This is a genomic window from Saccharothrix xinjiangensis (genome assembly GCF_039527585.1).
GTDB lineage: Bacteria > Actinomycetota > Actinomycetes > Mycobacteriales > Pseudonocardiaceae > Actinosynnema > Actinosynnema xinjiangensis.
In genome coordinates, this window is the sequence record NZ_BAAAKE010000010.1 from 80,329 (window position 1) to 94,249 (window position 13,921).

The following is a 13,921-nucleotide window of genomic DNA, read 5'->3' on the forward strand; positions in this document are numbered from 1 at the left end:
AGAACCCGCCGTCAGAGGAAGGGCGCGGCGGGCAGGCGTCCAAGGACGGGTAGCGGGATGAAGTTCTCGGCATGGGTGACACCGATGCGTGCACCCCAGAGCCGGGCGAGGGTTTCGGCCATCGGCCCGAAGTGCTCGGTGACGGGCTGGGAGGCGTGCGTGGCCAGGGCGCGTTGCTTGGTGGCCCAGGTGGTGGTGATGTCGACGGTGGTGTGGGCAGGGACGGGGCCGTCCAGGGTGAGGCTGTTGTAGGTGTCGGTGGTGTAGATCCGGCGCGGGTGTCCGGTGGCGATGACGACCTCGGGCAGCGCTTCCAACAGGGCTTCGGCGATGCGCCGGTGGTCGGGGTGCGCGTCGCGCAGCGGGTGGGTGAGGACGACTTCGGGGCGGGTGTCCAGCAGCAGTTCGCGCATGGCCGCCGCGATGGGCTCGTTGATCTGGTGGAGCCCGGCGCCGAGCATGGCGGCCCCGGCGGCGGCTTCGCCGGCGCGGGGTTCGGGGTGGCGTGGGACGGCGATGGTGACGTCGGCTCCGGCGTTGGCGCAGAGAGCGAGCGTGCCGCCTGCCCAGAGTTCGGCGTCGTCGGGGTGGGCCATCACGGCCAACACCGAGGCGGGAGGGATGAACGCGGTCACCGGGGTCACCACAGCCCGAGCTTGTCGATGACCTCGGCGGGCGCGGGCAGGGTCCGGCTGCTGCGGCCGGTGGGCAGCAGAGGGAGGTCGAGGTCGGTGCGCATGCTGATCAGGTCGCGCCAGGCGACGACCTGGTCCCAGGCGCTGGTGATGGCCGTGCCCTTGGTGCCGGTGAGTCGTCCGGAGTCGGGGAGTTGGTCGAGGGTGAGACCGCCTGCCAGGAGCTTGGCGGCGGTGCCCGCGCCGACGCCGCGAACGCCGGGAATGTTGTCGGCCGGGTCGCCGGTGAGGGCGCGGAAGTCCGCCCACTGCGTCGGGTGGACGTTGAAGCGCTCCAACACGGTGTCGGGCTCGATGTGGCGGCGGCCCCGCTTCATGGCGGTGTTGAGCACACGGACGTGGTCGTCGAGGAGCTGGTAGAAGTCGCGGTCGCCGGACATGATCCACACCTGGCGGTCGGGGTCGTCGCGGCGGGTGTGGGCGACGAGGGTGGCGATCACGTCGTCGGCTTCGGCGGTGTCGATCTCGATCCAGGACAGCCCGTAGGCGGTCAGGGCTTCCTGGACGTGCGGGATGGCGCGGATGGGTTTGAGCGCGGCTTCGTCGAGGACCCTGTTGGCCTTGTAGTCGCTGTCGGCGGCTTGGCGTTCGGCCGCGCCGTGCTGGCCGTCGAACACCACGATCACCTCCGGCGGGGAGGTGAACTCCTCGCGGATGGCTACGCGCAGTAGCGCGAAGAAGGCGAACTCGGCGGTCAGGTCGCGGGTCTTGTCGCGGGAGCGGATCGCGGCGGGGAAGCCGAAGGCTCCGCGCCAGAGCAGGTTGTGGCCGTCGACCAGCAGAAGAGGGGCATGGGACATCACCGCACCGCCTTGAGGAAGTCATGGGCGACTGTGGTGGGCAGATAGTCCCGCGAGCGGTAGTACGCAGCCCGTGATAGCGCTGAGTAGCGTACCGGATCGTCGAGGAGGGCTTCGGCGGCACCCCACAGCCCGGACTCGCCGTGCGCGCGGGGCACAACGATCCCGCCCGCTCCCGTCCTGCTGCCGATGAGGTTGGGCAGGTTGCCCACGTCGAAGGCGACGACCGGGGTGCCCACGCTCATGGCCTCCAGGGCGACGAGTCCGAAGGTCTCCTCGGTCGAGGGCACGATGACCACGGCGGCCTCGGCCAGCCACGGTGGGACCTGGTTCCAGGGCAGGCCGCCCTCGCGGATGCCGCCCATGAGCAGGTGGGCGGCGGAGTAGGCGCAGTGGCGGTACTCGGCGGCTTGGGCGCCGGTGATGTGCTCGAACCCGGCCTCGGCGAGGACGACCTCGATGCCGCGGTCGACGAGGCGACCGGCGTCGAGCAGGGCGCGGATGTTCTTCTCCGGCCCGAGCCGGGCCAGCACCCGCACCGGACCGCCCTGCCGCAGCGCCTCCCGGTGCCGGTCGTCGGGCGGGGCGTGGTCGTCGAGCAGGGCGTTGCGCACGATCCGCCAGCAGGTGCTGTCGTAGCCCCGGTCGTGGGCCTGGTCGAGGACTGTGGTCGACGGGGCGAGCACCACGTCGGCGCGTTCCAGGGCAGGTGTGAGGTCCTGGTCGTGGCCGACGACGTGCATCGCCAGCACCGTGCGCACCCCGTCGCAGGCTGGGGCGAGGCGCCCGAGCCCCCACAGGGCGTCGACGTAGACGGCGATGTCGACACCGTGATGGCGGTAGAGGGCGCGCAGGTCAGAGGCGATGACGTCGTCTTGGCCGTGGGTGCTGATCGCCTCGCGCAGCTCGTCATCGGCGGCGGGGAAGGCGATCTCGATCGAGCCGAGCGAGACCAGGTCCTCGTCCACTCCGCCATCGGTCGCGTCGGCCTCGATGGCGGTGATGACCAGGGCCCGGTGCCCGTGCCGGCGCAGCCCGCGGGCGAGGGCGGCGGTGGCGCGTTCCATCCCGGCCGGTGCGTCGCGCGTGTAGGAGGCCAGGACGAACGCCACGGTCAAGGACTTGCTGATGTCAGGCATGGCTGGTCACCCGGTCCGGGATGGGAAGGTCGGTGGTCGGCTGGTCGGGGCGCTTCTCCCAGGGGAAGCTGACCCAGTCCGACACGGCCCACACCGAGTAGTTCGGACAGGTCTGCGCGCCGGTGTTCAGGCACAGCGTCGCGGTGATCACGCGAGAGTCCGGGGCGAGGACCGGGGTGAGCGCGTTGCGGAGTTCGCGCAGGGTGGCGCCGCTGCCGCAGATGTCGTCGACCACGAGGATCGTGCCGTCGAGCTCGCGGTGGCCGAGGGTGCGGTGGAAGGCGTCGAAGTCGACGGTGACCTTGCCGGTGGCCTGCCGGTAGAGGTCGTCGTCGGTGTTGTGCCGGGCCTGCACGGTCCGGGGCTTCACGCCGAGACGGGCCGCGAGGATGTGGGCGGGGGCGACGCCGCCGTTGGCGATGCCGACGACGTGGTCGACCGTCGGGTGGTCGCGGCTGATGGCGGCGAACAGCAGCAGGCAGGCTTCGCGCAGGGCGTCGGGGGTGACCCGCCAGATGCGCCGGTGCTCGAACACGCGCTGTGCGGTGCGGGTCATGCCGACCCGTCCCGTCCGGTCACGGCCAGGCTGGTCGGCCCGGCCAGCGGGCGCAGGGCGGCGATGGCGCTGGTGTCCGGCATGTTGCGCCAGACCTGCCCGTCGGCGCGCACGACGGTGAACCCGGCGGCATCGGCGCGGGTGCGCAGTCGTACCGGCACCGGGGTCGGCGCGAGCGCGGCGATCAAGTCGAGAGCCTCGTCGTCGGGCACCTGTTCGGTGGCGGCGAGCGGGGCGCCTTCGCCGAAGGGCAGGTACTGGAGGACGGTCACGCCGTGGACGCCGAGCCGGTCGGCCAGCTCGACCATCGCGGGCAGGCCGGCGGTGGTGGAGCGCATCAGCACGGTCTGGATTTGAGTGGGGATGCCGTGGGCGATGGCGGCGCGGATGCCGGAAACGGCCTTGGCGAAGCTGCCCTCACCGCGCCACCGGTCGTGCCGCTGCGGGTCCGGGCCATCAAGGCTGACCCGGATCGCGTCCACGCAACGGGCGAGGGCTTCGGCACGGCGGGACAGGTGGGTGCCGTTGGTGGTGACGCTGACCGCGCAACCGCCGTCGACCAGCGCGTCGAGCAGGGTGGGCAGGGCGCGGATGAGCAGCGGTTCGCCACCGGAGACGTCCACGCCGAGCACTCCGGAGGAGGCGATCCTGGTGGCGACCTTGGCGCGTTCGCCGCGGCCGGGCTCCGGGACGATCTTGTCGTCCAGGCAGTGCGGGCAGGCCAGGTTGCAGCGCACGATGGGTGACCAGCACACGCTGACCGGCGTCGTGTCGCCCAGCTCGCCTGGGTGTACCTCGGGTAGTGCCGCGATGCCTTCCTCGGCCAGGGCGGTGCGCCCGGCCAGGGTGGGGTCGTCGGTTCGGTGGGTCAGGCCGGTGAGCGGGTCGTAGACGACGCCGGTTGCGCCGCGCGTGCCGCAGCAGACCATCCGGCACGCCGAAGCGCGTCCTGAGGTCCCGGTCGACGTGGTCATGGGAGCACCTCGCAGTGGGTGAGCAGGTTGTTCATGGCGGCGATGAAGTCCTGGGTGCGGCCTCGCGGGGCGGGCAATTCCAGCAGGTCGCGATAGCGGGCGAGGGTGTGCGGCCAGCCGGCGAGCTTGTGCTGCCACTGCTGCGCGGCATCGGGTGGGTCGAGGTGGAACCCGACGGCCTGGCGCAGCGGGATGACCAGCAGTCCGGCGGCGATCAGGCATGCCCCGAGGTAGGTGTCCTCCATGCCCCACCCGAGGCGGCCGAACTCCGCGTCGAAGCCCCCGACGTCGAGCACGGCGGTGCGGGGCACGGCGACCAGGGCGGTGACGACCATGCGGGGCAGGTCCCAGTCGTAATAGGAGTGCCCGTACCCGAGGTTGATGAAGTCGTGGGTGTGGTCGAGTGGACGGCCGTCCAGCGGCTCGGGCAGCGTGATCCCGCTGTAGGGCAGCACGGTGTTCGGCGGTGGCCGCCACACGACCCGGTGATCGGCGGCGAGGGCCGGGACGCGCCCCAGGGTGGTCGGGTCCTGGGAGTGGACCTCGTGGCGCAGGTTGTGGCGGAAGCCGACCAGCACGCTGGTGTCGGTGGCGCGGGCGGCGATGTCGGTGATCACGTGCGGGGGGATCACCATGTCGCCGTCGAGGTAGAGCACCGTCTGACCGCGTGCGAGCGCGGTGCCGACATTGCGGGCGGTGGCCGCGCCCATCCTCTGCGGCAGCCGCACCAGCCGGTCGATCACCCGGTGCCCGGCGGCGACCTGGGCCGTGTCGTCGGTGCTGGCATCGTCGACGACGATGACCTCGAACCCGTACGGGTGGTGCTGGGCGTCCAGGGCGTCGAGCACGGTGGGCAGGCTGTAGCCCACCTGGTGGGCGGGGATGACCACCGAAACGGTGCGGGATGGCGCCAGCCGGCAGTCCGACGGCGTGGGTTGGTGCCAGCCGATCCCGTCGGCCACGGCTTCCCAGGCGTGGGTGCTGGAGCTGTGGTCGTTGCCGTGGCGCAACATCTCCTCTCGCAACGGCAGCGGGCCGGGAGCGAGTTCGGGCGCGGTCACAACCAGCCCCAACCGGACAGCACCGCGCTCGTGCCGGACCAGTCGACGGGGTTCGGCAGCAGCGTCAACGTCAGCGGCGGCGCGTGGTCGAACAGGCGCTCGGCGGCGGTCTGGTACAGCGGCTCCAGCACCACCAGCACGTGCCGCAGCGCCTCGGTCCGCAGGTCGGTGGTCAGGCGTTCGGCCACGTGGGGTCGGAGCGCCTGTGCCTCGCCGCGGGTCCGCAGTTTGCGCTCGTAGGTGTCTACGAGGTCGTCGGGGTGCAGCAGGCCGTATGCGGCGGACAGGATCCGCACCCGTGCCCGGTGCTCGGGGGCGAGGTGGTCGCGCAGATGGGGCACGAGCGCGCCCTGGTACAGCTCCAGCGCCGGGACCGGGGTCGTGGTGACCAGCTTCTCCCGGCTGCAGGAGACGATGACCAGCCCTTGCTCGGACTCGAGCCCGCTGATGGTGGTCATGGCCTGCGCACCACCCGCACCCCGATGCCCGGCGAGGCCAGCTCGGCGGGCGCGGCGTTGAGGAAGGTGGTGCGCGCGTACAGCGCGGGCGAGGCGTAGGAGCCGCCGCGCAGCGTGACGCCGCCGCCCATCGTGGCGCGGGCGGTCCACTCCCAGACGTTGCCCGCCACGTCCAACAGCCCCTCCGGGGTCGCTCCGGCGGAGTGGGCGTCGACCGGGCTGGTGGTGCCGAGGCCGGAGTCGCGCAGGTTCGCCAACTCGGGTGTCCAGTCCCGGTCACCCCACGGCCAACGTCGTCGGGCGGCTCCGCCCGCCATCCACTCCCACTCCGCCGAGGTCGGCAGCCGCCCGCCCAGGCCGTGGGCGATCTCGGCGGCCTCGGCGTGGGTCACCCCGGTGATCGGGTGCAGCCAGTGGCCACCACCGCGCTCCCCGTGCAGCTGGGCGTAGGTGATCGGGGTGCGCGTCCACAGCAGCGCACCGACCCCGACCGGTCGGGCGCCGTCACCGAATCGGCAGGTCCCGCCGGGCACCTCGACCCACTCGATCTTCATGGTGTTCAGCCCCCGATCAGGAACAGGTCTTCGACGTTGGCGCGCGCTCGCACGCGACTTTTGGACTCGTTGGGCCGCATCCCGAATCGGGCGAGGGCTTCGGTGATGACCGTGAAGGCGGTGTGGGCCTCGGTCTCGTCGGCGGCGAAGGCGGCGTAGTTGTCGGCGAACCGCACCACTGCCAGCCCACTGAGCAGGGCGTCGGAGCGGGACAGGCGCAGGTTGATCAACATCGGCGCGAGCCCGGAACCCGGCGCGATCGGGTGCGGCATCGCGGTCAGGGCGGTGCGCACCCGGTCGAGGAACGTGCCGTCGTGGACGTGCTGCGCGCACCAGTCGACGACCTGCTCGACCGTGGCGCCCTCGGACACCGAGGCCACGTCCACGTCGGCGACCGCGCGCAAGTCGGCCTCGACGTGAGCCGCGGCGTGGCGCAGCGCGGTGATGCGGTTGCGGCGCGGCCGGTAGCCGGACACCCAGTCGGCCAGTGCCTGCGCCTCCAAGACCGGTTCGAGGGCGTTGCGCAGCGCGCGGTGCACCAGCCGGTCGACCATCGTGGGCACGCACACCGTCATCGGCTTGCCGGTGTAGGTCGGGAAAGCCACTTCCCGCACCGGGCCCGGCCGCCAAGTGCCCTCGGCCAACTGCTCGGCCAGCCGGGGCAGCAGTTCGGCGGAACGTCGCCGCAACTCCGCCGGCGTCATCCGGTCCGCACCGGGAGCGGAGGTGCGCCGCCCGCACTGCCGCAACGCGGTCCGCAAGCGCTTCTCGTCCAACAACGGCATCAGCGAGTGCGCCTGCCGGACAAGGGCTGGCGGCACTGCGGGGGAGTGCGCTAGCGTCGAACCTGCTTGGGCGGCAGGCACGCTCCCCCGATCACCGCGACCAGGCTCGCAACCCAACACGCGCGAGCTGCGACCGGGGGAAAGACGGCCCCGCTCAGGCCCGGTACCCGTGGGCTTCGCATCCACGACGCTCACATCCTCTGCGCGGCCCGGTACACGGTGGGATCGGCGATGCCGTTGTCGCGGAAGGCTTCCCGGCGCTCGGTGCACGTTCCGCAGGTGCCGCAGTGCACCTCATGGCCCCGGTAGCAGGACCACGTGCGAGCGAACGGCACCGCCAAGGCCTCGCCGAGGCGCACGAGGTCGGTCTTGGTCAGCGTCAGGAACGGAGCGAGCACCTGGAACTCCGGTACCAACAGGCCCTCGTTGGCCGTCTGCACGCTGCGGGCGAACCGCTCCACGAACTCCGGTCGGCAATCCGGGTAGACGGTGTGGTCCCCTGCGTGCGCGCCGAAGGCGACCGCGTCCGCGCCCCTCGCGATGGCCACCGCCACGGCGATGTCGAGCATGATCGCGTTGCGGTTGGGCACCACCGTGGCGGACATCGACTCATCGGTGTAGTGCCCGTCCGGTACCGCCACCGAGGTGTCGGTCAACGCCGAACCGGTCAGCAGCGCGCCCAGGCTGGTCAGGTCGACGATCCGGTGCGGACTGTCCAGCAGCTGGGCGATCTCGGCGGCGTGGTCGAGTTCGACGCGGTGCCGCTGTCCGTAGTCGAACGAGATCAGAGTCAAACGACTGCGGCGGGCGGCCAGCCAGTAGGCCAGCACGGTGGAGTCCAGCCCGCCGGAGGCGATGACGACCGCGTGGTCGGGGTGGCGGTGCTCGGCGTGTTCGGTGGTCATGGCCGGTTACCACGTCCGCGTGAAGGTGCGCCGAACCGCGCCGACAACGGCTCCCCAGCCCGGTAGCTCCACGCCGGGCTCAGGCTGCTGCAACCAGCTCAACCCGCCTTCAGCCGTGCCGAAGACGGGCAGCTCGATCGTGTCACCCTCCCGGTACCACCCGACCTGGGCGGTCATGAGGTCGTTGACGGTCGACTGGCGCATCGGCGTGCGCGGCTGGGTCAGGAAGACCCAGTCGACCACCTTCGGACGGGGCACGACGATGATCGGCGCGCGCATCATCGCCCAGGTGAGCTCGTGGTTGACCTCGCCACCCAACCCCGCCCGCATCACCAGGGCGTCGATGCTCTCCCCGAGTCGCAGCCTCACCCCTCCGGTGTCGGGGTTGATCGCGGTCGGCCAGCTCAGCAGCTCGGCTTGGTGCCACGAGAGCACCCTCGGCGTGGCGTCACGCTGTCCGGTGCAGGTCGTTGTTGCCGTGGTCATGGAAAGGCTCCTTTGAGCACAGGGGATTGGTGCGGCGGAACCGGGGTGCCTCAAGGGAAAACCCCGGCCCCGCCGTGATCGGGGGACGTGTTGCTCATCGCCGCGCGGACCGTGCTGATCGACGGTCGGCACGAGTTCGCGGATCAAGGGATGTCAGGCGCAGTTCCGCGCCCACGCCGGCCGACCGGATGCGAAGCGCACGGTCATCGGCCGGTCGTCGAGACGGCTCACACGGCTTCGCTTTCCCTGATGAAGCCCAAGCCGTGCGTGCCGACCGTCTTCAGCGCGTACACCAACACGGGTGACGGTGGCTGCTTCGGTTGACGCCAGTGCCTGCCGACGTAGGACACGGTCAAGCTGTGTCTACCGGACGTCGTTCGAGAACATCGCTGCCGGAATGCGCGCAACAGCAGGCAACTGACGAACACCACAGCAGCGATCGCCGTGATGACCGGCGCCAAGGGCATCACGGCGCCCCACCCCTCAGGGCGGGGTTCGCGGCGGGACCAGGTATCGGGGTCGTGGTCCCGCCGCGATATGGCGATGAAGCAGGGAGTCTTGCGACGGTCGGGGGAACACCGTCGCCGCACTGCTTCACCGTGCTCGCCGTGCCGGTTCCCCCGGAGGGGCCGGATCCACCTGGCGCGGGCGTGTCGGCCGCCTCGGCGGCGGCGGTGAAGACGGAGCGGAACTGTTCGGCCTCGGTGGCGTTGAGCGCGGCTGCCTCACCGGCGGGCGCCACCACCACGACCTCCGAGCCGCGCACGTGCACCGTCAGGCTCCGAGGGCGGCCGGCGACATCGCGGCACGTCACCGCCCAAGGTCCGCGGTCGTTCATCGTGCGTCACCGCCTTGAGCGGTGGTCCCACTCCGTACCCACACCGGCTGCACGAGGAAACGCGGCACAGCGAGCTTGGTCTGTGGGCATCGCGAAACCGGAGGTTCCGCGAATCGCTGGGAGAGCGTCATCATCTACTCCATAATTCAGCGAGTCCCGATTTATTTTTTCCCGAGCTTCTGCTACTCCTGTGGCGTCAAGCGTTCGGTTGCCACCGGTCGAACCGGAGAACCGGGTAACGGCGCTGGTAGAACCGCCGTGAACCCGCCAACGCAGCTAAACGTCCGCCGGGCGGCACGAACCAGAGCGGGAACGCAGCAGTGATGGGGCGTTCACAGGGCGGCAGGCATCGTGACCTGCAAGTTTTCCAATCGGGCATGGTTATGCCGAACGGGTGAAACGCGCGATGCTCCAGGTACCGGCTGGACGAGGGCAAGACACGACAGGGTGACCTGCGATAGCCGGACCGCGCGGTCGAAAGCTCTGGGAAGACACGGCGCGCCCCGACGGGCGAAGATCCACTATGGTGCTGGGTCCCACTGGTACGCGTCAGGCTTGACCTGGCCAAACGACAGCGGGACGATCCTGGGGCTACCGGCGCGGGAGGAACGGTATGACGGTACGGCGGCAGAGCCTCGCGGAACGTCGCGAAGCCCTCGGGTACACGCAAGAGACGCTCGCCCAGCGAATGAGGGTCGACCGTTCCACGGTCGCCCGCTGGGAGCGCGGCATTCAGACACCACAGCCGTGGATGCGCCCCGACCTGGCGAAGGCGCTCCAGGCCACGCCCGACCGCCTCGCCGCCTTGCTGGACGGGACCACTCCGCAGAGCGCTCCCTCATCAACCGTCGCACCCACGGGCATCGCAGGACTGGGCGATCTTGACGGCCGGCAGGTCATCGACAGCATCTTCGCCACAGCCCAGGAGTGGCAAATCGCGGACCGCAGGATCGGTGGAGGCGCCCTGTACCCGTCGGCCGCGCACTACCTGACCCATGAAATAGCGCCGCAATTGGTGTCGCCCACGTTCGGGGTCTCCGTCCCTCTTTTGTTCGCCGCCGCCGCGTCGATCACCGAAATCGCAGGGTGGATGGCGCACGACAGCGGAGAAGACGGGAACGCCCGAAGGTATTTCGATCGAGCCTTCCGGTTGGCGCTGGCCGGAGACGATCGGGCGCTGGCCGCGAACGCCTGTGCCTCGATGGCGCACCTGGCGATCGAGCTGCGACAACCGCACGACGCCTTGCGCATCGCCGCCGAAGGACTCGGACAGGCCGCGGCGACCCACGGCACTTCACGGCTCATCGCCCGGCTCCACGCCATGCGCGCCCGCGGTCTCGCCCTCATCGGCGACCGTGCCGGCTGCTGCACCGCACTGGAAGACGCCGAGCGCATCCTGGACCAGGCCGGTGGAGAACAACCCGCCCGGTGGATCGCGGGGTTCGACGAAGCGTCGCTGGCGAGCGAAGCCGCGCTGTGCTTCCTGCAACTGACGGAACTCGGCGAAGCCGAACGCCGTGCTCGGGAAGTCATCCGCCTGAGGTCGGAGGACCGCGTTCGGAGCCGCACCTTCGCCCAGCTCACCCTCGCCAACGTCCTGGTGCACGCGGGCCGGGTCGACGAGGCGGCGGCGATCGGCCACGAAGCGTGCGGCACGACCGCCTCCCTGAACTCGGCCAGGGTGGTGCACCAGCTCCGCGCCCTCGGCGGGGTGCTGGGCATGGTGCCGAAGTCGAGCCAGGTCTCGTCGTTCCTCGCCGCGCTGGCCGGCCTCTCGGTCGCCTCCGGGAGCAACGGTGAGATGTCGTCGTGGCCGGTATGACCGACGACGAGGAGCGCTTCGCCTACCTCGCGGAAGGCAACGCCAGGCAGGCGCGCAAGCGCGTGGCCGCCGACCTGCTGATCCGGGACGACACCGGGCGCATCCTGCTGGTGAACCCCACCTACAAGGACCACTGGGACCTGCCCGGCGGCATGGTCGAGAGCAACGAACCGCCGAGGGCGGCGGGTGTGCGCGAGCTGGCCGAGGAACTCGGCCTCACCGTCACCGCCGGCCGTGTGCTGGTCCTGGACTGGGTCGGACCTCACGGACCGTGGGACGACCAACTGGTGTTCATCTTCGACGGTGGCACGCTGTCACCCGCTCAGGTGAAGTCCATCCGAATCTGCGATCCGGAGATCGGTGAGTACGCCTTCGCCGAACTCACCGAGGCGAAGTCCATGCTGCGGCCCGACATGGCGCAGCGCCTGGCCCGTGCCCACGACGCCCTCGCGACGGGCGTCACGGACTACTCGGAATGACTCGGACGGCTCTGGCGCGCTGGACGCACCCGTGACCGCACCGCAATTCCCCGAAGTCGGGTCGAGTCCCCTTCGGCAAGGAGCGGCGCCGCACCTGTGTGCTCGTCGGTGATCGAGCGCTTATACCGGCGCCGCGGTACGCTCCCGAGACAGAGCTTACTTCGACCGGGACGGGAAGATGGCAGCCGACTGGTTGTTGGTCGAGACGTTCGGTGGACACCGCCGCGAACCGACGGTGATCGCGGTGGGGCGCAGTCCGAGAAGCATGGTGCCGTTGCGGAAAATCCTCGACCGCAGCCCTTTTCTGAAAGATTCCCTGACGCTGATCTCCCAGGTGATCGAAACCGGCGCATCGGTGGAAATGGCCGCCACCGTCGGGAAGCGCCGGTTGATCGGACACCCTTTGAAGACCTATGGCGGTCATGTCCACGGAGTCTGCGCATGGGTGGGCAGGGCGCACGAGGAACCGCCGCCACAAGATCCGGCGGGCGCATGGCACGTCAACATCACCAGGCACGTCAGCAGCAGATCGGATGACCTCCTCCGCCTGTATGGAACAAAAGCAGAGAACTGGAAGAACGAGCACGACCTGGCCGAGTTGTTCGCATACGGGCGGTTGCAAACCAACTCCGACGAGTCGAAGGCCCTTGCTCTGATCGTCAACGCGACACCTGGAACGGAACACCAGGCCACGTGGACCGTGAAGCGCGATGACGGCACGCGACGCGCGGTGAATTTCGCCTGCCGGTGCGTTGAAACGCTCAACGACCAGGGGCAGGTTGAACTGGTCGTGCGGGGGATCACGCATGACATAGGTCCGGCTGAGAGCGTGCCGGCGGCACCACCGGCGGCACCGGTGCTGCTGGCTCAACAAGTCGTAGCCGCCGAGGCCGTGCCCGGCCGGTGGCGGGCGATCGTGGACCTGCGGACGATGAGACTGCTGCGTTGGCTCGACGACCCGCCTCCGGAAGTCGCCTGGAAGCTCGACACACCCCACAAGCCGGCCGTCCACCGCGGCGATCTTCGCACTGCGGTTCAGATGTCCGAGGCTCTCGCTGACAGCGGCCACGCACGCGCCTCGCTGCGGCTTCGAGCGGAGGATGGCGGCTGGACGTGGATGACCGTTACGGCGGCCCTCATGTTGCTCGACCAGCACACCACCGCCGCTCTGGTGACCCTCACCATGCCAGATGACGACCAGGTCGTTTGAGTCTGCGATCGAAGCCCGTCCGGCGAGGCAGCGTTCTGGTGAAAGGTGGGAGCAGGAGTGGGTTACTTCGACGACAAAGTCGCCGTGATCACCGGCGCGGGCGCGGGGATCGGTCGGGCGCTGGCCATTGAACTGTCCCGACGCGGCGCACAGGTCGCGCTGTCGGATCGAGACCGCGTCGCTGTACTGGACACCGCGCGTCGCTGCGAACTGGTCGGAGCACGGGTGCGGCCCGAGACAGTGGATGTGACCGATTGGGATCGGGTGCTGCGTTACGCGGATGCGACCAGGGAGGAGTTCGGCAGAGTCGACGCGGTATTCGCTGTTGCGGGGATCATCCACCGCGGGTCTCTGATCGACTCCGAGATGTCGGACATCGAGCGGGTCATGACTGTCAACTGGGGCGGTACGGTTCGCACGGTGAAGTCATTCCTGCCTCATGTCGCCGCATCGGCGGGAGGGCATATCGTCACGTTCTCCAGCGCGTTCGGTCTCATGGCAACCCCGAAGTACGGAGCGTACACTTCGTCGAAGTTCGCCATTCGCGGCTTCAGTGATTCCTTGCGGCAGGAGATGATTCGCGCGGGGAATCGGATCTCGGTGACCTGTGTTTACCCGGGCGGGGTCCGCACTTCGATCGTGCGCAATGGACTTTTCGCCTCCGGTGAGAACAGGGAAGCCGTCACCGAGAACTTCGAGTCGAGAGTCGCGCGGACCGAACCGGAGCACGCGGCATCCGTCATCCTCCGCGGGGTCGAGCGCCGTCGTGCCCGTGTACTGGTCGGTGCCGACGCTCGCGCGGTATCGGCGGTCGTGCACGCGCTGGGCGGCAGTTACCAGGACTTGATGCCGTTGACCCAACGACTGGTGGAACTGCTGCGACGGACGAGGCGACATCCTGCCAAGTGATTCCGGGGGTCTCTCACCTGGTGTAGCGCTTGACCCGATCCGGACGGCTGCTTACTCTGTGCCAACCTGCGTGTGCAGGTTGGGTTGGCTCTGGAGCTATCGGGCCGGTCCCTGAATTGCTGTGATCGGGTTGCCTGCGGGCGGCCCTCTACGCGATCGGGGATCAACGTGTCTCGACGAGCCGTAGCCGCTAATGATCATCATGAGGGGACTCGCGACGCGCTACGTCATAGGCTGCTGTACCGCCTGT

General features: G+C 69.7%; 16 protein-coding genes. 5 read left to right on the forward strand and 11 right to left on the reverse strand.

The window, feature by feature from the left end:
- Positions 1–11: 11 nt before the first annotated feature.
- The 11 genes from ABD223_RS21755 to ABD223_RS21805 all read right to left on the reverse strand — a co-directional run bounded on the left by ABD223_RS21755 (position 12) and on the right by ABD223_RS21805 (position 8,413).
- A complete protein-coding gene (locus tag ABD223_RS21755; protein ID WP_344038195.1) occupies positions 12–635 on the reverse strand; it encodes a PIG-L deacetylase family protein in 624 nt (207 codons plus the stop codon).
- A gap of 5 nt (positions 636–640) precedes the next feature.
- Positions 641–1,495 carry a 5'-3' exonuclease gene (locus ABD223_RS21760; RefSeq protein WP_344038196.1) on the reverse strand — a complete coding sequence of 285 codons (855 nt, stop codon included), beginning with the start codon at positions 1,493–1,495 and terminating at the stop codon, positions 641–643.
- Complete coding sequence (locus ABD223_RS21765) at positions 1,495–2,634, reverse strand: glycosyltransferase family 4 protein (protein ID WP_344038197.1); 1,140 nt, start codon at positions 2,632–2,634, stop codon at positions 1,495–1,497. The genes ABD223_RS21760 and ABD223_RS21765 overlap by 1 nt, the downstream gene beginning before the upstream one ends.
- On the reverse strand, positions 2,627–3,190 hold the full coding sequence (locus ABD223_RS21770; RefSeq protein ID WP_344038198.1) for a phosphoribosyltransferase: 564 nt from the start codon (positions 3,188–3,190) through the stop codon (positions 2,627–2,629). Before ABD223_RS21770 ends, ABD223_RS21765 begins: the two co-directional genes overlap by 8 nt.
- Positions 3,187–4,164: a radical SAM protein gene (locus ABD223_RS21775; protein ID WP_344038199.1), complete on the reverse strand. Its 978-nt coding sequence runs from the start codon at positions 4,162–4,164 to the stop codon at positions 3,187–3,189. The genes ABD223_RS21770 and ABD223_RS21775 overlap by 4 nt, the downstream gene beginning before the upstream one ends.
- Positions 4,161–5,237 carry a glycosyltransferase family 2 protein gene (locus ABD223_RS21780; RefSeq protein ID WP_344038200.1) on the reverse strand — a complete coding sequence of 359 codons (1,077 nt, stop codon included), beginning with the start codon at positions 5,235–5,237 and terminating at the stop codon, positions 4,161–4,163. Before ABD223_RS21780 ends, ABD223_RS21775 begins: the two co-directional genes overlap by 4 nt.
- Positions 5,222–5,683: a DUF6884 domain-containing protein gene (locus ABD223_RS21785; RefSeq protein WP_344038201.1), complete on the reverse strand. Its 462-nt coding sequence runs from the start codon at positions 5,681–5,683 to the stop codon at positions 5,222–5,224. The genes ABD223_RS21780 and ABD223_RS21785 overlap by 16 nt, the downstream gene beginning before the upstream one ends.
- A complete protein-coding gene (locus tag ABD223_RS21790) occupies positions 5,680–6,237 on the reverse strand; it encodes a formylglycine-generating enzyme family protein (RefSeq protein WP_344038202.1) in 558 nt (185 codons plus the stop codon). Before ABD223_RS21790 ends, ABD223_RS21785 begins: the two co-directional genes overlap by 4 nt.
- Before the next feature lie 5 nt (positions 6,238–6,242).
- A complete protein-coding gene (locus ABD223_RS21795) occupies positions 6,243–7,022 on the reverse strand; it encodes a reverse transcriptase domain-containing protein (RefSeq protein WP_344038203.1) in 780 nt (259 codons plus the stop codon).
- A 191-nt stretch (positions 7,023–7,213) separates the two neighbouring features.
- Positions 7,214–7,927, reverse strand: coding sequence for a 7-cyano-7-deazaguanine synthase QueC (gene queC / locus ABD223_RS21800; protein ID WP_344038204.1), 714 nt, complete (start codon positions 7,925–7,927; stop codon positions 7,214–7,216).
- 6 nt (positions 7,928–7,933) lie between these two features.
- Positions 7,934–8,413 (reverse strand): hypothetical protein, encoded by a 480-nt coding sequence (locus ABD223_RS21805; RefSeq protein ID WP_344038205.1) that lies wholly within the window; start codon positions 8,411–8,413, stop codon positions 7,934–7,936.
- An 87-nt stretch (positions 8,414–8,500) separates the two neighbouring features.
- Between ABD223_RS21805 and ABD223_RS21810 the strand changes: the two genes are divergently transcribed.
- From ABD223_RS21810 to ABD223_RS21830, 5 genes are all read left to right on the forward strand, one after another.
- Positions 8,501–8,737: a hypothetical protein gene (locus tag ABD223_RS21810; protein WP_344038206.1), complete on the forward strand. Its 237-nt coding sequence runs from the start codon at positions 8,501–8,503 to the stop codon at positions 8,735–8,737.
- A 1,127-nt stretch (positions 8,738–9,864) separates the two neighbouring features.
- On the forward strand, positions 9,865–11,073 hold the full coding sequence (locus ABD223_RS21815; protein ID WP_344038207.1) for a helix-turn-helix domain-containing protein: 1,209 nt from the start codon (positions 9,865–9,867) through the stop codon (positions 11,071–11,073).
- Complete coding sequence (locus ABD223_RS21820) at positions 11,070–11,552, forward strand: NUDIX domain-containing protein (protein ID WP_344038208.1); 483 nt, start codon at positions 11,070–11,072, stop codon at positions 11,550–11,552. Before ABD223_RS21815 ends, ABD223_RS21820 begins: the two co-directional genes overlap by 4 nt.
- Positions 11,553–11,730: 178 nt before the next feature.
- Positions 11,731–12,762: a GAF domain-containing protein gene (locus ABD223_RS21825; RefSeq protein ID WP_344038209.1), complete on the forward strand. Its 1,032-nt coding sequence runs from the start codon at positions 11,731–11,733 to the stop codon at positions 12,760–12,762.
- A gap of 57 nt (positions 12,763–12,819) precedes the next feature.
- Positions 12,820–13,671 (forward strand): SDR family NAD(P)-dependent oxidoreductase, encoded by an 852-nt coding sequence (locus tag ABD223_RS21830; RefSeq protein ID WP_344038210.1) that lies wholly within the window; start codon positions 12,820–12,822, stop codon positions 13,669–13,671.
- The last annotated feature ends 250 nt before the right edge of the window (positions 13,672–13,921 follow it).